Origin of the sequence: Pedobacter sp. AK017 (genome assembly GCF_014200825.1) — a bacterium.
Classification (GTDB): domain Bacteria; phylum Bacteroidota; class Bacteroidia; order Sphingobacteriales; family Sphingobacteriaceae; genus Pedobacter; species Pedobacter heparinus.
Window position 1 is genome coordinate 38039 of the sequence record NZ_JACHCW010000002.1, and the last position, 19336, is coordinate 57374.

The 19336-nt window shown below is 41.0% G+C and carries 17 protein-coding genes; 8 read left to right on the forward strand and 9 right to left on the reverse strand.

Features of this window, described 5'->3' with window-relative positions; genetic code table 11:
* Positions 1–14: 14 nt before the first annotated feature.
* Positions 15–1412, reverse strand: coding sequence for a class II fumarate hydratase (gene fumC, locus HDC92_RS03200; protein ID WP_183872292.1), 1398 nt, complete (start codon positions 1410–1412; stop codon positions 15–17).
* A gap of 163 nt (positions 1413–1575) precedes the next feature.
* On the opposite strand from fumC, the gene HDC92_RS03205 reads away from it, so the two are divergent.
* Positions 1576–2808, forward strand: a complete 1233-nt coding sequence (locus HDC92_RS03205; RefSeq protein ID WP_183872294.1) for a serine hydrolase domain-containing protein — start codon at positions 1576–1578, stop codon at positions 2806–2808.
* Here the strand turns inward: HDC92_RS03205 and recG are convergent, their stop codons facing one another.
* The 6 genes from recG to meaB all read right to left on the reverse strand — a co-directional run bounded on the left by recG (position 2809) and on the right by meaB (position 9068).
* Entirely contained in the window at positions 2809–4914 is a 2106-nt protein-coding gene (recG, locus tag HDC92_RS03210) for an ATP-dependent DNA helicase RecG (protein ID WP_183872296.1), read from the reverse strand.
* Positions 4915–4918: 4 nt separating this feature from the next.
* Entirely contained in the window at positions 4919–5830 is a 912-nt protein-coding gene (locus HDC92_RS03215; protein WP_183872298.1) for an EamA family transporter, read from the reverse strand.
* A gap of 4 nt (positions 5831–5834) precedes the next feature.
* Positions 5835–6215: a RidA family protein gene (locus tag HDC92_RS03220; protein ID WP_012780335.1), complete on the reverse strand. Its 381-nt coding sequence runs from the start codon at positions 6213–6215 to the stop codon at positions 5835–5837.
* Between the two features lie 44 nt (positions 6216–6259).
* A complete protein-coding gene (locus HDC92_RS03225) occupies positions 6260–6400 on the reverse strand; it encodes a DUF6728 family protein (protein WP_012780334.1) in 141 nt (46 codons plus the stop codon).
* Between the two features lie 79 nt (positions 6401–6479).
* Positions 6480–7817, reverse strand: a complete 1338-nt coding sequence (locus HDC92_RS03230; protein ID WP_183872300.1) for an OmpA family protein — start codon at positions 7815–7817, stop codon at positions 6480–6482.
* Between the two features lie 360 nt (positions 7818–8177).
* Positions 8178–9068: a methylmalonyl Co-A mutase-associated GTPase MeaB gene (gene meaB, locus HDC92_RS03235; RefSeq protein WP_183872303.1), complete on the reverse strand. Its 891-nt coding sequence runs from the start codon at positions 9066–9068 to the stop codon at positions 8178–8180.
* Between the two features lie 131 nt (positions 9069–9199).
* On the opposite strand from meaB, the gene HDC92_RS03240 reads away from it, so the two are divergent.
* The 4 genes from HDC92_RS03240 to HDC92_RS03255 are packed head-to-tail and all read left to right on the forward strand — an operon-like array spanning position 9200 to position 14155.
* Positions 9200–11041 (forward strand): ABC transporter ATP-binding protein, encoded by a 1842-nt coding sequence (locus HDC92_RS03240; protein WP_183872305.1) that lies wholly within the window; start codon positions 9200–9202, stop codon positions 11039–11041.
* 1 nt (position 11042) lies between these two features.
* Positions 11043–12206: a glycosyltransferase gene (locus HDC92_RS03245; RefSeq protein ID WP_012780330.1), complete on the forward strand. Its 1164-nt coding sequence runs from the start codon at positions 11043–11045 to the stop codon at positions 12204–12206.
* Positions 12203–13153: a glycosyltransferase gene (locus tag HDC92_RS03250; RefSeq protein ID WP_183872307.1), complete on the forward strand. Its 951-nt coding sequence runs from the start codon at positions 12203–12205 to the stop codon at positions 13151–13153. Before HDC92_RS03245 ends, HDC92_RS03250 begins: the two co-directional genes overlap by 4 nt.
* Before the next feature lie 21 nt (positions 13154–13174).
* Positions 13175–14155, forward strand: coding sequence for a glycosyltransferase family 10 domain-containing protein (locus HDC92_RS03255; RefSeq protein ID WP_183872309.1), 981 nt, complete (start codon positions 13175–13177; stop codon positions 14153–14155).
* Here HDC92_RS03255 and HDC92_RS03260 read toward each other — a convergent pair.
* Complete coding sequence (locus HDC92_RS03260) at positions 14133–15275, reverse strand: glycosyltransferase (RefSeq protein WP_183872311.1); 1143 nt, start codon at positions 15273–15275, stop codon at positions 14133–14135. The two genes, HDC92_RS03255 and HDC92_RS03260, sit on opposite strands and share 23 nt — an antisense overlap.
* Before the next feature lie 48 nt (positions 15276–15323).
* On the opposite strand from HDC92_RS03260, the gene HDC92_RS03265 reads away from it, so the two are divergent.
* From HDC92_RS03265 to HDC92_RS03275, 3 genes are read left to right on the forward strand one after another with little or no spacing between them, the layout of a single operon-like run.
* Positions 15324–16340 carry a glycosyltransferase family 2 protein gene (locus HDC92_RS03265; RefSeq protein WP_012780326.1) on the forward strand — a complete coding sequence of 339 codons (1017 nt, stop codon included), beginning with the start codon at positions 15324–15326 and terminating at the stop codon, positions 16338–16340.
* Positions 16341–16388: 48 nt separating this feature from the next.
* Positions 16389–17240, forward strand: a complete 852-nt coding sequence (locus HDC92_RS03270) for an alpha-1,2-fucosyltransferase (protein WP_183872313.1) — start codon at positions 16389–16391, stop codon at positions 17238–17240.
* 7 nt (positions 17241–17247) lie between these two features.
* The gene (locus tag HDC92_RS03275) at positions 17248–18204 is read left to right on the forward strand and encodes a glycosyltransferase (protein WP_012780324.1); all 957 of its coding nucleotides are present in this window, start codon (positions 17248–17250) and stop codon (positions 18202–18204) included.
* A 12-nt stretch (positions 18205–18216) separates the two neighbouring features.
* Here HDC92_RS03275 and HDC92_RS03280 read toward each other — a convergent pair whose 3' ends face one another.
* Positions 18217–19296: an acyltransferase family protein gene (locus HDC92_RS03280; RefSeq protein WP_183872315.1), complete on the reverse strand. Its 1080-nt coding sequence runs from the start codon at positions 19294–19296 to the stop codon at positions 18217–18219.
* Between the last annotated feature and the right edge of the window lie 40 nt (positions 19297–19336).

Sequence of the window (19336 nt, forward strand, 5' to 3'; positions counted from 1 at the left end):
TCCAGCTAAAACTATTATTTTAAACTGCCTACCATATCTTCCGGACGAACCCAGGCATCAAATTGTTCACCTGTCAACAGCCCCAGCTCTACGGCGGCATCCCTTAAAGTTTTATTTTCTTTATGTGCTTTCTTTGCAATTTTTGCAGCATTTTCATATCCTACATGAGGGTTTAGGGCCGTAACCAGCATCAAAGAGTTTTGCAGGTGTTTTTTAATTTCAGGCAGATTTGGCTGAATCCCCGCGGCACAATGGTCATTAAACGAAACGCAGGCGTCACCAATCAGGCGCCCCGATTGTAAAACATTAGCTGCAATTACCGGTTTAAAAACATTCAGTTCAAAATGACCGGTAGCCCCACCAATACTTACCGCAACATCATTTCCAATAACCTGTGCACAAACCATAGTGAGGGCTTCCGGCTGTGTAGGATTAACTTTCCCTGGCATAATAGACGATCCGGGCTCATTATCAGGAATAATGATTTCCCCTATTCCAGAACGCGGGCCAGAGCTAAGCATCCTGACATCATTCGCCACTTTCATCAAAGAAACTGCAACACGTTTGTAAGCACCCGAAAGCTCCACCATCGCATCATGTGCAGCTAAAGCCTCAAATTTGTTGGGCGCAGTCACAAATGGCAAACCTGTCAGTTCAGCTATTTTTTTAGCCACCAAAATATCGTAGCCTTTAGGTGTATTTAAGCCTGTACCAACTGCAGTACCGCCTAAAGCCAGTTCAGTAATCATAACCAAGGCATTTTTAACCGCCCTGATACCATTGCTTACCTGCTGGGCATAACCAGAAAACTCCTGTCCCAGTGTTAACGGCGTTGCATCCATAAAATGGGTACGGCCGGTTTTAACTATATGGGCAAATTCTTCAGACTTTGCAACAAGCGTTTGATGCAACTTCTCCAGTCCCGGAAGGGTAACTTCCACAGCTTGCTTATACGCCGCAATGTGCATCGCTGTTGGATAAGTATCATTGGAAGATTGGGATTTATTCACATCATCATTGGGGTGCAGCACTTTCTTCTCGTCGGCCAGTGCCCCACCATTTAAAACATGCGCCCGGTAAGCAATCACCTCATTGGCATTCATGTTACTTTGTGTACCTGAACCCGTTTGCCAGATCACCAATGGGAACTGATCATCCAAACTTCCTGCAATGACTTCATCACAGGCCCTGGCAATTAAATCTGCCTTATCTGATGTCAAAACCCCCAGTTCAGTATTGGCCAATGCAGCTGCTTTTTTCAAATATCCAAAGGCATGGATGATCTCTTTAGGCATGGAGGCCTCCGGACCAATCTTAAAGTTATTTCTTGAACGTTCAGTTTGAGCACCCCAATATTTATCAGCAGGCACCTGCACTTCACCCATCGTATCGTGTTCGGTTCTAAAATTCATCTGTTCTACTTTTTTTGTTGTCACAAATTTAAGGTTTTTGTCTCTCAATGGATTCTATTTATGTAATTAATAAATACAAATGACATAATGTTTAAAACTCTTTTACGTTAAAAGGGTTAAAAATCCTTATTTTTCGACTTTTTAACCTGTATTGCAATTCTTCATGAAGTTTCGTCTGTTAACTCTAGCCCTTTCCCTAACCATTTTATTCTTCTCATCTTGTTCATCGCCCGAAGAAAAAGCGAAAAAAGCAGATGCTGATAAAAAAGTAAGAGTTGCAGAAGATGATAAGGCCGATAGTCTTTTACTGGTATATAATCCGGCCAAAGGCGATAAATGGATTGCCGACTTTGTACAGAACCTGCATAAAAAATATGGTTTCAACGGAAACATGCTGGTTGCAAAGGATGGAAAGATCCTCTACGAAAAAGCAATCGGCTGGGCAGATTACCTGCACCGCGACAGCCTGAAAATAAACTCCGAATTTGAACTGGCATCCATTACCAAAACCTTCACTGGCGTAGCCGTTATGCAATTGGTTGAAGCCGGAAAATTGAAGCTAACAGACGACGTAAAAAAGTTCTATCCCAACTTTCCTTATGATGGGATCACCATAGAACTGCTGTTGTCGCACCGCAGCGGAATGATGAATTATGTTTATTTCATTGACGACATCTGGCGGAAGGAAAAACGCAACATGAAAAAGGGGGTATCCAATCAGGAAGTCATGGAAATTATTGCCGACAAAAAGCCAAATCCCTATACCAAGCCCAACAACCGTTTCCACTACAACAACTCCAACTTTATGGTGCTGGGCGCTATTATAGAAAAGGTGACCGGCCAACGCTTTTCCCAATACATGATGGAGCATGTGTTTAAACCTGCAGGGCTTAAACACACGCATGTTTATTCAACAACAGAATATGAGAAAATTCCGGTGGATGTTGTGGGCCACGACCGTACCTGGCGCTATTCTGTAGCCCAAAACTTTTTAGACGGGCCGGTGGGCGATAAGGGCATTTACAGTACTTTACACGATCTGGTCTTATATGATAAGTATTTAAAAAACGGCCGCTTACTTACTCAGAAAAGCATTGATTCTGCCTATAAAGGGCGCAACAAGGCTGTAAACGGACATTTCAATTATGGCTATGGCTGGAGGATGTTTGATGGCGAAAACGGCAGAAAGGTAGTATACCATACCGGCTGGTGGCATGGTTTCAGGCACATTTATGTGCGGGATGTGCAAAAGAACATTGTGGTTATCTTTTTAGGCAATTTAACCAATGGCAGCCTGATGCATCTTGATGAACTGTACAAATATCTTAAAATGCCAATTATTCGCAAGGGAGCTTATTCAGGATCCGGGTCTTTACCTGGCAGTGATGAAGATTGATCAGGAGATCTTATCAAAGGCAATGCCGGTTCTTCTTTTTGACAAATAGGTTTTCAGCAAGCTGTTTTCGGGCAACTCCAGATGCGGGTCTGCGGCAAGTACTTCAATAACCGTATTTCGGGCCTCCTGTAAAATGAGCTGATCTTTGGTCAGATCGGCCAGCTTTAGTTCCAGTATCCCACTCTGTTGTGTACCGGTAATGTCGCCTGGTCCGCGCAATTGCAGGTCAATCTCTGATATTTCAAACCCATTATTGGTTTTAACCATGGTTTCCAGACGCAGCTTCCCGTCGGCACTTAATTTATTACCAGACATCAGGATACAGAACGATTGTGCTGCACCTCTGCCCACACGCCCCCTCAGCTGGTGCAATTGCGAAAGCCCAAAACGTTCGGCATTCTCAATGATCATCACCGATGCATTCGGAACATTTACCCCAACTTCTATTACGGTAGTAGCCACCATAATCTGGCTTTTCCCGTTTATAAACTGCTGCATTTCATACTGCTTATCAGCATTGCTCATTTTACCATGTACAATACTGATCTGATAGTCAGGACGCGGGAACTGATAGCCCATCTGTTCTATCCCAGCTTCCAAATGCAACAGGTCCAGTTTTTCACTTTCCTTGATCAATGGATAAACCACATATACCTGCCTGCCTTTTGCGATCTCCTGCTTCATAAAACCAAACATCCGCAGCCGTTGTCCTTCATACAGATGCCGGGTTTCAATCGGTTTTCTTCCGGCGGGCAGCTCATCAATTACCGATACATCCAGATCGCCATACATCGTCATGGCCAATGTTCGCGGAATGGGGGTAGCCGTCATGACCAGAATATGTGGCGGTATCGCATTTTTACGCCAGAGCCTGGCCCTTTGCTCCACTCCAAAACGGTGTTGCTCATCAATCACCACCATCCCCAGACTTTTAAACACCACCTTATCCTCAATCAGGGCATGTGTGCCCACCAGTATATTAATTTCACCAGCCTCAAGCGCCGCATGTAGTTGTGTTCTCTGTTTCTTAGTGGAACTTCCTGTAAGGATGGCCACCTTAACCAGACGGCCTTTTAACAGGGAAATGATAGATTCATAATGCTGCCGGGCCAAAATCTCCGTAGGGGCCATCATACAGGCCTGATAACCATTGTCGCTGGCCAGCAGCATGCTCATCAGGGCTACTACAGTTTTCCCGCTTCCTACATCCCCCTGCACCAGTCTGTTCATCTGTATCCCACGCTGTGTATCCAGTCTGATTTCTTTGATTACACGTTTCTGTGCATTTGTTAGTTTAAAAGGAAGTATTTCCCTGTAAAATGTATTCACCCCTTCACCAACTTTATCAAACAGGTGCCCTTTAAATTTCAGTTCCCTAAGTTGCTTATTGTGCAGCAACTGCAACTGGATAAAGAACAGTTCTTCAAATTTCAATCGGCTCTCTGCCTTTTTTAAGCTCGCCACATCTTTGGGAAAATGAATGTTTAAGATTGCTTCCTTCCTCAAAATCATCTGATATTTTTGAAGGATATAAGGAGGTATGGTTTCTTTAACTTCATGAAGATGTTGCTCCAGTAACAAGGCCTGAAGTTTCTGGATACCCTTGCTATCCAAAAAAGATTTCTTTAATTTCTCTGTTGAATTGTAAACCGGTTGCAGCCTTAAATTCCCTGTAACTGTGGCCGGTCGCGGATAGTTTTCAAGATCAGGATGTGAAATGCTAAAGCTACCATTAAAAACAGTAGGCTTACCAAATACAATGTAAACCTTGCCTTTTATGATGTGCTCATCAACCCATTTTAAACTTTGGAACCATACCAGTTCAATTGAGCCCGTCTCATCCGTCAGTTTTGCTACAATACGTTTTTTGTGTTTTTCCCCAATCTGTTCCTTAGCGGTAATTCTTCCCAGAATCTGCACGTAAGGGAGCTCAGGATCCAGTTCATTGACCTTATAAAACCTTGTCCTGTCAATATACCTGAAAGGGAAATAATTGAGCAGCTGTCCATAGGTAAAGATACCTAGCTCCTTCTGTAAAAGCTCTGCACGCCTGGGCCCTACGCCCTTTAAAAATTCTATAGTCGTATCTAAGGTAGATGCAAACAAGGCTCTATGTTTTTTTTATCTTAAATGTAAGAATATCTTTTATGATGACCCAATTAAATACCAATACTGATGCCAGGAGCAATGTATAAGCAAACAGCCGATGTGCATTAACCTGCTCCCCAAAATAAAAAATAGCTACTGCAAAGGCGATAATTGGATTGACATAAATGATAATACCCAGTGTTGACGAGGGGATTCCAATTAAAGCATAAAGGCTCATGAACAACGGAATAATGGTGAAGAAAACAGCTATTACCGTAATATTTTCCCAAAACCACAATGATTGCGGAAATCCGGCATGCCGGGCAAGATACAAAGGCAGCATCAGCAAAACAGCCAGGCCTATCTGAACTGCAAGCACATTTAGTTTATCCAGGTACTGCATTTTACGTTGTATAATCAGATAAAATGCATATAACGAGGCAATGATTACAGACCACGATACCTCTACCAAAGAACCTGTTGCCAGCAGCAGGATACTTAGTAAGGCAATTCCCAGCGAGATGAGTTTTAAGCCTGAAAGTTCTTCTTTTAAAATGATAAATCCGCCGAAGGCCGTAATGAGCGGACAAACCATATAAGCAAAGGCTGCCGATTGCAGGCTGACATTATTTACCGCATAAATATAAGTATACCAATTCCCCATCAGTAATAAAGTGGAAACAACAAGCTGCAATAAAATATTTCGTTTTCCTTTTAATTTAAGAGATTTGAAATAGACCAGATCAGTCCTTAGCTGTTTTTTTCTGAAGATAAAAATGGCCAGCCAAATGAAAATAACTGAGGTAAAAATACGGTAATACAGAATCTCTTCCGAAGGAAAAGCTTTCAGGTTTCGTAAAGGGATAGAGAAAAAGCCCCAGATTGCAAAAGACAGAATACCCGCAAAAAAATACCTAAAGTTCGATGGTTGCAAGGGCTTAGCCTTTAAATGCTGTCATTGAAATTTCTACGTTCACACCTTTGGGAAGGCCTTTTACGGCTACGGTTTCCCGTGCAGGGAAATCAGTTTCGAAATAAGAACCATATACATCATTCACTTCAGCAAACAGCCCCATGTCTGACAAAAAGATAGTTGTCTTAACAACATCTTCAAAGCCATAACCAGCTTCCAGCAATACCGCTTTGATATTCCTCATCACCTGGTTCGTTTCTTCGACAATGGAAGACTGAGTTAATTCTCCTGTGGCAGGATTGATGGCGACCTGGCCGGACAGGAACAAAAAACCATTGGCAATTACCGCCTGATTGTAGGGGCCTATCGGTGCCGGGGCATTTGTGGTATTGATAATCTTCTTCATTTTTATGCAGTTATAAATCAGTGTATGCTATGCTTTTTTGGAAATCAGCCTAAAAGAAACCAATCAATCAGCTTCCATAAAATACCTGCAATAAACACAATAATGGCTGTTGCATTAATGATGTGCATAATTTTGATATTAGTGTTTACCGGCCTGTTCGGGTCTTTTTTTCTGAATAGGTACATACTTATACAAAGGTATAAATAAAAAAAAGAGGGCTTCAAAATTGAAGCCCTCTTTTTTTCGTATTTTATTTAGAAATAATTAGTTTCTAGATGATTCAACACGACGGTTTTGGATACGACCTTCTTCAGTATCGTTAGAAGCAATTGGATTAGCTTCACCATAACCTTTAGTTACAACCTGACTAGCATTAACGCCAGAGTTCACTAAGTAAGTTTTAACAGAATTTGCTCTGTCTTTAGATAATTTCAGGTTGTATGCAGCAGTACCTTCGCTTGAAGCATAACCTTTTACAGTTACTTTACCACCGTTTTCACGCAATACTGAAGATAATTTATCTAAAGTAGGGTAAGAATCAGTTTTTAAAACTGAAGAGTTAAATTCAAACTGGATAGTTTCAAAACCAGTTAAATTGCTTTGGTCTTTTACAGTAGGCTCTGGTGCTTTAGGTAGAGGACATCCTGAACCATCAACAGCAGTACCAGCCGGAGTACCTGGGCATTTATCAAACTGATCAGCTACACCGTCACCATCGCTGTCTTTTTTCAAATCTTCAACAGATTTTTCAATGTTAGACACACGGTTTTTCAAAGCTTCAACTTCCTGACGTAATGAAGGATCTTTCAATTCATCATACATTAAAGCCAATGGGTTAACCCAATCCAGGTTCGGTTTAGATTTAGATCCTAAAGAGAATTCTAAACCAGCATATCCGTAAGAGAATTTATCTTTAGAAGTTGCTTTAGCGTAAACTCCGTCAAAGTTATCTCCGTCGATAAAATGCATGGTATAACCTAAGTTAAATGATACACGCTCAGAAACTTTGAATTTAATACCAGCACCAACTGGGATATAAGCTTCTTTGATGTATTTTTTATCTCCGTTATCACCTTTGTTTTCTGGTAAGTTTTTGATGTCAGCACCGTTTAATGCAGTTCTGTAAGCAGCAACACCATAACCAGCAGTTACGAAGAAGTTAACTGAGTTTTCGCGACGTAAAAAGTCAACAGTTGCCACATTAACAACACCTCTTAAGTCAGTAGCATAAGCCAATTCAGTTTCGAATTCTCTGATACCATTTACTGCACCACCTGGAGCATCTTTGTTAGTACCGGAAACTTTTCCACGGAAAACGTTACCTTCTAAGCCAAATGCATGACCCAATTGTTTTCTCAATGAGATACCGTAACCTAAGTTAACGTCGAAGTTAGTAAAGTCGTTTGATCCGCCGATAGCAACAAATGGAGATAAAACACCACCGTTAACACCTAAAGACCACGTCCTGTACTGACCTCTTCCACCAAATACCTTGGCTGAAGAAGAAGAAGTCGAAGCGTCCTGAGCATTAGCAAGAGTTGTTACTCCTATTAATGCTACAAAAGAAGCTGCTAGACCCTTTTTTAAAGTAGAATAATTCATAATTTTCTTTTTTAAGGTTAAACAAATTTTAATTGTATAATTTTTTTGTGTAGCAAAATTAAACAAATTTTTAAATTCTCAAAACACTTACACAAACTCCGTTCCAAACTTCTAAATTATAAATAAATAAGCTCATTTAACGATAACAGGCCATCTAAACAGTATTTAAACCCCCAAAAAAAAATTTTCATACCGCATTAAAAAAGCATTTCAGGCGTAAATCGTGTATAAAGTACAATTATTGGTTTCTTAAAAAGTAATTAAATGCCAAAATATTTTATTTAATGTCCTAATGCAGCAGACACTGAAGTCCTGTTTTTAAGACAGGTAATTAATTTAAATGCTACACTCTGCCTGTTCTTATACCCAGTTATCAGTAAAACGATAGATATTAAATCCAGGATCTTTCAAAGCCTCCCTGATTTTTCCATGCAACTGTTTGCGGTCCACATCTGCCATGCGGTAATGCTGTATAATTTTAAAAGCCTTTTCTGTCAGCAAATAAGATTTACGCTCATTATCCCTTAATGCGGGCTGCAACAACCATTCACATAACTCGGCAATCCCCTGCGCTTTGTCGGCCACTGTTTTAAAAACAGGAATCTGATTTTGCTGATGGTGGACCAGTTTTTTCAGGTTGTTCGCATAAGTATCGGCCCCCTCCCGGTCTGCCTTATTCACCACAAAGCCCTGTGCAATCTCCATCAATCCCGATTTGATCTGCTGGATCTCATCCCCCGATTCGGGAACAAGTACTACAATCGTTTTATCTGCAAGTCCGGCAATCTCTACCTCCGATTGTCCGACGCCCACCGTTTCCACCAGGATAAGATCAAATCCCCCGGCTTTCAGCACATCCACAATTTCAATGGTTTTTGCTGAAATCCCCCCCAATGCACCACGGGTAGCCAGCGATCGGATATAAACCCCAGGATGGTTAAACAGCTGGGCCATCCTGATCCTGTCGCCCAGTAAAGACCCAAAATTAAAGGGCGATGTCGGGTCGATGGCCAGGATCGCTACCTTTTTGCCCTGCTTAACAAGCGCTGCAGTTACTGCATTAACAAGGGTACTTTTTCCGGCACCCGGAGGACCGGTTATGCCAATTACCGGAACCTTTGTGTCTGTGTTTATGGCCCTCAATAATTCAGCTGCCGGAGCAATGTCATTTTCTACAAGCGTAATCGCCCTCGCCAAAGCATTAAAGCTCCCACGCCCAATTTCTGTAATAAGTGACTTAAGGGTATTCATTCCGGATTGAGTATGCACAAATAAACAAAATTTATTTTGTAGCGCTCCAATAGTGTAGAGAAAGTGCGCATTATGCCCGTATTTTAAACATGGTTGTAAATCCTTACCTTTGAAAAATTTCAAATTCTTAAATGAAAGACTATTTCAGATTATTAGCATATGCAAGGCCAATTGAAAAATTTGCTATTCCCTATGTCATCACTACCCTCTTGTATATCCTGTTTAATACATTAAATCTGGCTTTACTGGTTCCCCTATTAGATACCTTATTTAATAGTCAGGCCGTTGTAGCTAGTGCCAAAGCAATTCATCCGGTTGGCGTTCAAGATAAGGACTGGTGGGACATCATGGCCCGTTTCAGGGAAGAGACAAATTATTATGTCACCAACTACGGACCTCAGGGGGCCTTAAAGTTTGTGTGCATTGTCATTGTGATTTCGGTATTGCTCTCTAATGTCTTTAAATACTTTTCCAACAGGATCATGGAAGACCTTCGTGTCCATACTTTGTTAAGCTTAAGAAAATCTGTATTTAACAATGTGATGAACCTTCATATTGGTTATTTTAACAGCCAGCGTAAAGGTGATATCATCTCTAAAGTCTCCTCAGATGTACAGGTAGTGCAGTTTACGGTGACTAACACTTTACAGGTTGTATTTAAAGAACCCGTAACACTAATTGTATACATCATATTTCTTTTTGCCATTTCTGTAAAACTCACCTTGTTTTCATTACTTGTTATCCCCATATCAGGCCTCATTATAGCCAAAATCGTAAAACGTTTGCGGCAGCAGGCTACCAAAGCACACGAAACTTTTGCCACCATGCTGGGCTATCTGGATGAGGCCCTGTCGGGCATTAAGATCGTGAAAGCTTTTAATGCAACTGAATATGTAAAAGAACGGTTTCATCAGGAGAATGTAAATTACTCTAACATTACCAGAAAAATGGTACGCAGGCAGCAACTCGCCTCGCCGGTATCCGAATTTTTGGGTGTAATAATGGTGGCAGGGATTGTCTATTTTGGGGGGTCCATGGTATTAACAGGACAGTCTTCCCTAACCTCCTCCGAATTTATAGCCTATATCGCCATATTCTCGCAGGTTACACGTCCGGCAAAAGCACTATCTGATGCTTTTAGTGCCATACATACCGGACTCGCGGCGGGCAAACGTGTATTAGACCTCATCGATACCAGGCCCGAAATGGTAGATAAACCAGATGCCATTGTTTTAAAGTCTTTTGAAAAAGCCATTAAATTTGCCGATGTATCCTTTGCTTATGGCGAACGCAGGGTATTGAACCACGTGAACATAGAAATCCCTAAAGGTAAAACGGTTGCCCTTGTTGGCCCTTCCGGAGGCGGAAAATCTACCTTAATGGATCTGTTGCCGCGCTTTATTGAGCCCCAGCAAGGTGATATCTATATAGATGATGTCAGCATCAGCAACGTAAATACCAATTCTTTAAGAGGACTAATGGGCTTTGTTAACCAGGAATCGATCCTGTTTAATGATACCATTTTCAATAATATTGCTTTCGCGAAACCAGACGCTACTTTAGAAGAAGTGACCCGTGCGGCCAAAATTGCCAACGCGCACGATTTTATCCTCGATGCGGAAAATGGTTATGAAACCTTTATAGGCGACCGCGGCATCCGCTTATCAGGCGGGCAAAAACAAAGGATCTGTATTGCCAGGGCCGTATTGGGCAATCCACCTATCATGCTTTTAGATGAAGCTACATCGGCATTGGATACGGAATCGGAAAAACTGGTACAGGATGCCCTCTACAAACTCATGGAAAACCGCACCTCTTTGATCATTGCACATCGCTTATCAACAATACAAAATGCAGATCTGATCATTGTTTTAGATAAAGGCACTGTGGTAGAACAGGGTGCTCATAACGAACTGATGAAAAATGACGGCCTGTACAGAAGGCTGATAGATATGCAGACCTTTGAAGAATAAGATGAAAAAGATTTTGTTTTTCATGCCCGATAATCCTTTAAAAAAAAATGCCGGCAACAAAATCCGGGCATTAAGCTTCCTGGATTATTTTAAATCCAGGGGTTTTCAGGTCCACTTTGTAAGCGAGTACTACTGGGGGGAATGGAACGAAACGGACATCCGGGAATTTGAAAACAGCGGGCTCGCCAGTCAAACCTGGGTGCTGCCCAGAAAGGCTCCTAAAAAGAATCTGCTTTACTACTTCTTCTGTTACAAACTGCCTAATTTTTTCTATCAGAAAAAGTGGGGCCTGTTCCCGCTAAACTTTCCGGAGCTGGTTAGCATTCGCCTAAAACGGGCTTTCAATAAAATACTCCGGCAAAACCAATACGATTACATCTTCATCAACTATGCAAGCTGGTCATCCCTGATAGAAAATAACCCAAACCTCGGAAAAGCAACAACCCTATTAGACACCCACGATTTTTTAACTGCCCAGCATCAGGAAAAATATCCTATAGGTGCTTCCTTTCAGGAAGAGATCAGGAGGCTGTCCCTGTTTGATAAAGTACTGGCCATCTCTGTTGAAGAACAATATCTTTTCAGTCAGTTCTGTAAAACTGAAATCGCCCTGGCCCCAATGATGATCAAAAAGTCAGAGGCCAGTCCAGTTCCGGTAGCAGAACGAAAGTTCGATCTTATCTATGTGGCCAGTAAAAACCCGCATAACATAGAGGCCGCAAACTGGTTCATGACGCAAGTGTACCCTCTGCTTCCAAAAACTATAAACATCTGTATCATCGGACAGGTTACTGCTTTTATTAAAGGGAATTACAATAACATTACCCTTATCCCTTTTGCAACCGAACTGGACACCTGCTATCATCAGGCAAAAATCGCGATATGTCCCATGCTTTCAGGGACGGGAACAAAAATTAAAGTGATTGAGGCCCTATCCCATCACCTGCCTGTAGTATGCAACACCAGGGGGGTAGACGGCCTGATCAATAAAACCAATAACGGCTGCCTGGTGAGCGATAATCCAAAAGAATTCAGCAGGCACATCATTACCCTGCTGGAACAACCTGAAATCTATCGGCAGCAGTCTGTTTATGCAAAACAGGCATTTGAATCAGATTACGAACAGGAAGCCCGTTATCAGAAACTAGACCAGCTATTTTTATGACCTTATTTTTCACCATTGCGACAACCAATTACCTGCCCTTTGCCGTTTCGCTGATCGATTCTGCAAAACAGCAGCATCCAGAATTCGAGGTCTGCATTTGCCTTACAGATTACTTAACGCCTGATGCCATAGCTAAAAATAAACTGATGCGTAAATATCCCATTCTTCAGCTGCATGAACTGCAGGCAGAAGAATTTGGCTTCATTACCCAAAACTATAACCCTATGCAACTGGCAAACAGTTCCAAAATATTATTTGCGCGCCATTTTCTCGATAAAAAGGAAATCGATCAGGTGATATTTGGTGATTCCGACATGCTCTTCTTTGGCCGCCTGCCAGAAAACGTGATCAATGAACATGAAATTATCCTTACACCACACTTTTCATCTCCTCCCCCTGTTGAAATGAAAAGGCAGGAACTCGAAGTTTTAAATGCAGGGTTATACAATGGTGGTTTTTTCAAGTTGAAAAAATCGGCACAGGTTGATGCATTCATAAACTGGCACAGGGAAAGATCCGTGCTCGACTGCATTTATGATTTTAAAAGGGGCTACTATGGCGAGCAGCTGTGGCTAAACTTTATTCCCCTGTATTTTAAAAATGCGCATGTCGAGCAAAATACAGGCTTAAATGTGGCCTACTGGAATTTACATGAAAGGACCATCTCACAAAAAGAAGGCATATTTATGGTAAACGGTACCACCCCGCTATCTTTCTTTCACTTTAGCGGCTGGGATTATAACCACCCGCTAAACATTTCTAAATGGACCTTATTTACCCCGGAAATGCGCCCGGATGTGAAACCTTTGCTGGAGGAATACCACAAAGTATTAAAGGCAAATGAATATGAACACTACATCAAAATGTCTAATTACTATACGGCCAACAACCAGTCACAAAAAAAATCATTTTTTAAAAAACTGAAAAAAAAGCTGTTAAAAAAATAACATCCCTCATCCTAAACGTTCATGAAATTAAAATCGCTGTTCAAATTCCTCGGACTCCAAAAACCAATACCCTATACTTATCTTCCTGATGAAAACCATATCGAGATCTTAAACTGCTGGACAAACGACGCAGAAAAGATCTGGCATTACAGACGTCTTAAACGTCAGTTCTCGCATCTGCTAACGGCAGAGAACTCCCTGCTCATCAGTTCAGTTTTCGGCCCAAAGGAACTGATCAAAAAAAGTAAGAGCCGTATCAAACTATTCTATACCGGAGAGAATGTCATGCGCTACCGGGAATACAAAGACCATTGCAAACACATTGCCGATATCGCCATAGGATTTGATTACATAGATCATGAACATTACCAACGCTTTCCCTACTGGATGGAACATATGTTCCATTCAGAAACCGATAGTCAGCTGATCCGGACCATGATGTCAAATTTCGTGAACAGGGATATCTGCAAAGATGAAGACAAAAAGTTCACTTCCTTAGTCTGCAGCCACGACGATGGAAAAATCAGGACCATTCTGTTCAATTGCCTCAGTAAAATTGACCAGGTAGACAGCGGGGGCAAATACATGAACAATACTCCCGCGCTTAAAACAGTATTTAACGACGATAAAGGACGATTTATTGGCCATTATAAATTTAACATCTGTCCCGAGAATTCAAACGAAACTGGCTACGTAACCGAAAAAGTTTTTGAGGCCATAAAAAACAATACCATTCCCATTTATTGGGGCAGCAACAACAACCCCGAACCAGATGTACTCAATAAAGATGCGATCCTGTTCTACAATGGCCCAGACAGCCTGGCCGGCCTAAATAGACAGGTAGAAGAACTGCACCGCAATCCAAAATTATACCAGGAGTTCCTCAGCCAGCCAAAGTTTCAACCACATGCTGCAGAATACATCATCCATCAGTTTGACAGCTTAGAGTCAAAAATTCAACGGCTGCTTAGCAAAAACCTTAGTCCTGGTTTTCAGCAGTAAGCTGCGCGATGACCTTAGCCAATAACTGCTCATAAAGCGGAAGCTGCTGCTTTGCACTATAGGCCATTGCTGCATTCCTTAAGCTTACTTTACTATAGCCAGCCCCCTCATGAACTTTTTCCATGCCCAGGATCAATTCATCCAGGTTACGGTTTTTGGCTACAGTTCCCATGTCCTTTTGTATAAACGCACTGGCAATACCGATATCAAAAGCAACGATGGGCAGGCCGAGATAAGCTGCCTCGATCATCACCAATGAAAATGTCTCTTCCCTCGACAACAGCAGCAAACCAGTTGCAGCAGACATATAGTTGTAATAATCTGCAGCTAAAGCCCCGGCAAACAACAGCCTGCCCGGATATTTTTCCTCCGCAACGGTTCTTACATATAACTCCAGCGCATTACTTACCTGTGCCCCAAGCCAGATGATCTTTACCGGCTCCGCTTTAAAATGCTCCAGGATAGGTAAAACCTGGTCCAGACCTTTCATGTATTTCGTGCCCCCGGAAACCACCCAGATCTGGTCTCCAGGTAAAATCCCCAGCTTTTCCTTAATGGCAGCAATTTTCAACGGATCCGTATGAATGGTTTCTGTATCCACAAAACTATATTGCAGGAACACATTCTGCTGCTTCAGGTCAACCAGTTTTTCACATACCATATCAGAACAGCCGATCCATGCATCGGAATAATCCATTGCCCTTTGCAGGGTCTTCGCCTTAATTTCACTAAAAGCATATAAATATTCATGGATATGGGTAATCATTTTTACTCCTTCAGGTTTAGGGATCTCCAGTACCTCAGGAACCGCAATGGTATTTACATACCATACATCTGCCTTAAAGCGTTGCTGGATCCTCTTTAACTGGTAAGTTAAAGGGTGTACGCCGAACAGCTTAATCAAGCGCCTGAACGCACGGTCAGACCAATCCGGGCTGGATTTATACAGGATGTTTTTTTCTATATAGTCTGGCAGGAGGTCATATAGTGCCCCCTTTCTCAGGCAAAAAACCGAAACTTCATATTTCTCCCGGTCCAGGTTGATCAGCAAATACCACAACACCATTTCCGATCCGGTCCTCCCAAGATCCTGGGTAATAAACAATATCCTTTTCTTCATATCATACCAAATTCCCTAATGTGCAACGCTAACACTATCTTTGCCCATATGGCCCCAAAAATAACCGTTTTTATGGCTGCTTACAATGCGGCAAATTATATAAATGAATCAATAAAAAGTATTTTAAGCCAAACTTTTACAGATTTTGAGTTATTAATTGTCAATGACGGATCAACAGATGAGACCGTTCAGCTTGTTCTTGAATTTAATGATTCCCGCATTAGGTTGGTCCACAATGATAAAAACCGTGGCCTGGTCTATACCCGGAATGTTGCCTTAAAGGAAGCAAGGGGCGAATACCTGGCCATATTGGACAGCGATGACATCGCCCTCCCCAACCGGCTCGAGCTCCAATATCGTTTTCTGCAGGAAAATCCAGGCTACGCTTTATGCGGCGGGCATGGTAAAGTAATTGATAAAGATGGAAAATTACTGGATGACAACCGCCTAATTGTGCCAACCGGAAACGAGCACATCAAAATGACGCTCCTCTTTATCAATACCTATGTAAATTCCACAGTGATGTATAAAACCACTGTACTAAAGGAACTACATGGCTATAAAGATTTTGCACCGGCAGAAGATTACGAGCTGTTTATTCGCATTGCAGAAAAATATCCTGTTGATAACCTGGACGAAGTGCTGGTTAAATACAGGGACCACGAGAGTAATACTTCCGTACTTCATGCCGATACAAGCTGGACCAAACTCTATGAGATCAAAAAAATACAACTGACCAACTTACAGATCCAACCCGAAAAAAGACTTACAGATGCCTTATACAGCATCCTGATGTGGAGCTATAATTCAGACCTTTCTGATTATCTTTACCTGTTTACCAAATTAAAGTACGCAAACCGGGCATTAAACAAATATCCCATCATCCCTTTCGAAAAAATGTTGTTTAATTACTGGTTCAAAATTATTTACACCAAAAAAGCTAAAATGAATGCCCTTCCATTATTATTAAACAAACATCTTTTTAGCTGGTCTTTTGTAACTTCGCGTCAACTTAGAAAAGCATTTAAGCTTTCCATTAAAGGAATTGGTCGTTTATCCAAATAAAATGTTCGGCAAACTTAAAAACAGAAAAAAAATCGAGAGGCTTGTTCAATGAAAATTATCAGATTTCTGGGTGGACTGGGCAACCAGATGTTTCAATACGCATTCTATAAATCCTTGCAACACAGATTCCCCCATGTTAAGGCAGATTTACAAGGTTACCAGGAATATACACTTCACAATGGCTTTGAACTGGAACATATCTTCAATATAAAAGTAAACAGCGTCTCCTCTTTTACAAGTGATCTTTTTTACAACAAAAAATGGTTGTACAGAAAGCTTAGAAGAATCCTCAACCTGCGAAATACCTATATAGAAGAAAAAAAACTATTTTCTTTCGATCCATCTCTGTTAAACAATCCCAAAAGCGCTTACTATTGGGGATACTGGCAAAATTTTCAATATTTTGAGCACATAGCAGATGAACTGAGAAAAGATTTTCAGTTCAGGGCTCCCCTGTCCGCACAAAACCAGGAGGTTTTAGATCAGACTAAACTCAGCAACAGCATATCCCTCCACATCAGAAGGGGCGACTACATAAAAGACCCTTTACTTGGTGGCCTGTGCGGCCCCGAGTACTACCAGACAGCGATCAACTACATTACATCCAAAGTCAACGCCGCCAGATTCTTTATTTTCTCCGATGATATCGACTGGTGTATCGCTAACCTTAAGCTCCAGGATTGTAGCTTTATATCCTGGAATAAAGGAACATCAAGTTATATCGACATGCAGTTAATGAGTAGCTGCAAACATCATATTGTTGCAAACAGTAGTTTTAGCTGGTGGGCAGCATGGCTAAATCCCAATCCGGATAAAATTGTCATTGCTCCTGAAAAATGGACAAATGACAAGGATATAAATGTCCGCATGTCATTTCCTCAAGGTTGGATCAGCTTATAATAATTTAATGAAAAAAATCGCTTATATCTATCAAACAGACAACAAATGGGGTTACGCTGCAAAAACAGTAGCCAATGGTTTTAAAAATGCATTTATAGAGCGGGGTGATTCTTTTAAGTTTTTCGACATTGCCAAATTGGAAAATTCTTTCTGGCCCGCAGAAAAAGTTAAACTTATTGCTTTCAGTCCGGATATCATATTCACCTCAGTTGATAATATCCCCTATCTCCCTTTAAATACACTCAAACCGACAGCGCTTGTACTTTGGGGATCGTTCTACTCACCCTGCAATTATGAGCCACAAATTGACACCATACTTGAAAAGACAAAAAGTGTATTGAATAAATACAGTTCCCGGCATAATATATTAATCTGGTCTCAGCACGAGGAGCTCATTAATGAGCAATTTTTCTCTGGCTATCAAAAGGAGCTGGGGCTTAAGGTAATCCAGTTGCTGCATTGCGCGGATAAAACAAGGTTTACCGAACCCATGTTGAATCCAGAATTCGATTTCCTCTGGATCGGGAATGTCAGCCATAGGCTCAGCACTTATAACTCCGTTATTTTACCTTTAAAAAAGGAGTTTAAGAACCACCTGGAATATACTGAGCACAACATGATCAACCCAGAAACAGCGGAAACAAAAAAATTATACAGCCGTTCTTACATCACCCCAAATGTTCATACAGCTGCGCAGATCAAGTACAACATATTGCTTAATGAAAGGGTATTTACTTCTACCATGCTTGGCGGCTTCCAGATTTGCGACAACCTGCTTGCCCGGAAATACTTTAACGAAGACGAGCTTGTAATTGCAACCGACAGCAACGATTTTATTGAAAAAACGCATCATTACATTTCACATCCTCAGGAACGTCTGCACATGATCAAAAAGATGCAGGCCAACCTGCTAAAGAACCATACCTATTTTAACAGGATCAATGATGTGCTGGCTGCTTTATAAAATTAATATTTCTTATAATCCAATTGTCCACCTATACCTGGTTTTTCTTATGAGCTGTACAAGCCCAAAGCTTATACCATATACGGCGATAAATGTTAGCAGATGGATACCACTGTTAAGCCAGACGGAATACTTTGCATAATTCAACTTTAAAGGTTGAAAAATCAGAGGCATAAGCCTTACAATGATAACAAAGTGCACCAGATAGATTCCAAATGTGGTTTGCCGGGGTTCCAGTTTATGTAACAATTTAATTTTCCCGATTTTTAACAGCAGGGCAAACATGGCAAGAGAATACAATATATTGGTTATTCTTAATGTATTGTATGCATCCAGGGCCTTAATTTTTATCAGTATCCATGATTCTGAAATCGCTAAACCAAAAGTAACAACAACAAGAAGAATTATTACAGGCCAGCTGATGCGCCGGATGTATCCCATAACCAACTCAAAGTTCTTATTGATGATAACGCCCAGCCACAGATAAAATACAAAGCCAAATAAGGCCGTTGAATGTGAGGCAATAAACCAGTCGTGGTATAAATTTAAACTATAGGTAATTGAGATCAATCCTAAAATTGTACCGAAAATCCAACTGTATAAATATCTTTTGAAGGCAAGGAGTATACAAATACATATTAAAAAATTTAACACAAACCAGCTTGGGGTATAGAATAGCCCAAATCCAAACAAATGCCAGACATAACCAAAAAAATTTGTCACAATTATTGTATCACCTCCCCGTAAATAAGCAACGTAGCGGTCTACGCACATGAGCACGATATAGACGAACAACCAGAACAACCAGGGGTTAATTGTTTTCTTAAACCTGTTTTTCAAATATTGCCCTGCCGAATATTCCTGAAATTTATGATTGATCAGAATACCCCCAATTAAAAAGAAAGCTATGGTGCTAAACTTAAAAGATTGTATCAATGAGGTTTCAACCAGGGTATCAAAAGTAGATTTATAGATTCCGGTTTCAACAGAAGAAGTATGTTCAAAAACAATTCCCATCATGGAAATGCACCGGATCGTATCTACAAAGTCAAAATTCTCTTTTACATTTTCTTTTTCTTCTAATTTCTCCATTCAGGGCAAAATCCACTTTTATATTTAGAATATAAAAAAA

Coding starts and splice junctions, on each gene's coding strand:
- fumC (WP_183872292.1), bottom strand. CDS start 1,412: ATGAATTTTAGAACCGAACACGATACGATGGGTGAAGTGCAGGTGCCT.
- HDC92_RS03205 (WP_183872294.1), top strand. CDS start 1,576: ATGAAGTTTCGTCTGTTAACTCTAGCCCTTTCCCTAACCATTTTATTC.
- HDC92_RS03220 (WP_012780335.1), bottom strand. CDS start 6,215: ATGAAGAAGATTATCAATACCACAAATGCCCCGGCACCGATAGGCCCC.
- HDC92_RS03225 (WP_012780334.1), bottom strand. CDS start 6,400: ATGTACCTATTCAGAAAAAAAGACCCGAACAGGCCGGTAAACACTAAT.
- HDC92_RS03230 (WP_183872300.1), bottom strand. CDS start 7,817: ATGAATTATTCTACTTTAAAAAAGGGTCTAGCAGCTTCTTTTGTAGCA.
- meaB (WP_183872303.1), bottom strand. CDS start 9,068: ATGAATACCCTTAAGTCACTTATTACAGAAATTGGGCGTGGGAGCTTT.
- HDC92_RS03240 (WP_183872305.1), top strand. CDS start 9,200: ATGAAAGACTATTTCAGATTATTAGCATATGCAAGGCCAATTGAAAAA.
- HDC92_RS03245 (WP_012780330.1), top strand. CDS start 11,043: ATGAAAAAGATTTTGTTTTTCATGCCCGATAATCCTTTAAAAAAAAAT.
- HDC92_RS03250 (WP_183872307.1), top strand. CDS start 12,203: ATGACCTTATTTTTCACCATTGCGACAACCAATTACCTGCCCTTTGCC.
- HDC92_RS03255 (WP_183872309.1), top strand. CDS start 13,175: ATGAAATTAAAATCGCTGTTCAAATTCCTCGGACTCCAAAAACCAATA.
- HDC92_RS03260 (WP_183872311.1), bottom strand. CDS start 15,275: ATGAAGAAAAGGATATTGTTTATTACCCAGGATCTTGGGAGGACCGGA.
- HDC92_RS03265 (WP_012780326.1), top strand. CDS start 15,324: ATGGCCCCAAAAATAACCGTTTTTATGGCTGCTTACAATGCGGCAAAT.
- HDC92_RS03270 (WP_183872313.1), top strand. CDS start 16,389: ATGAAAATTATCAGATTTCTGGGTGGACTGGGCAACCAGATGTTTCAA.
- HDC92_RS03275 (WP_012780324.1), top strand. CDS start 17,248: ATGAAAAAAATCGCTTATATCTATCAAACAGACAACAAATGGGGTTAC.
- HDC92_RS03280 (WP_183872315.1), bottom strand. CDS start 19,296: ATGGAGAAATTAGAAGAAAAAGAAAATGTAAAAGAGAATTTTGACTTT.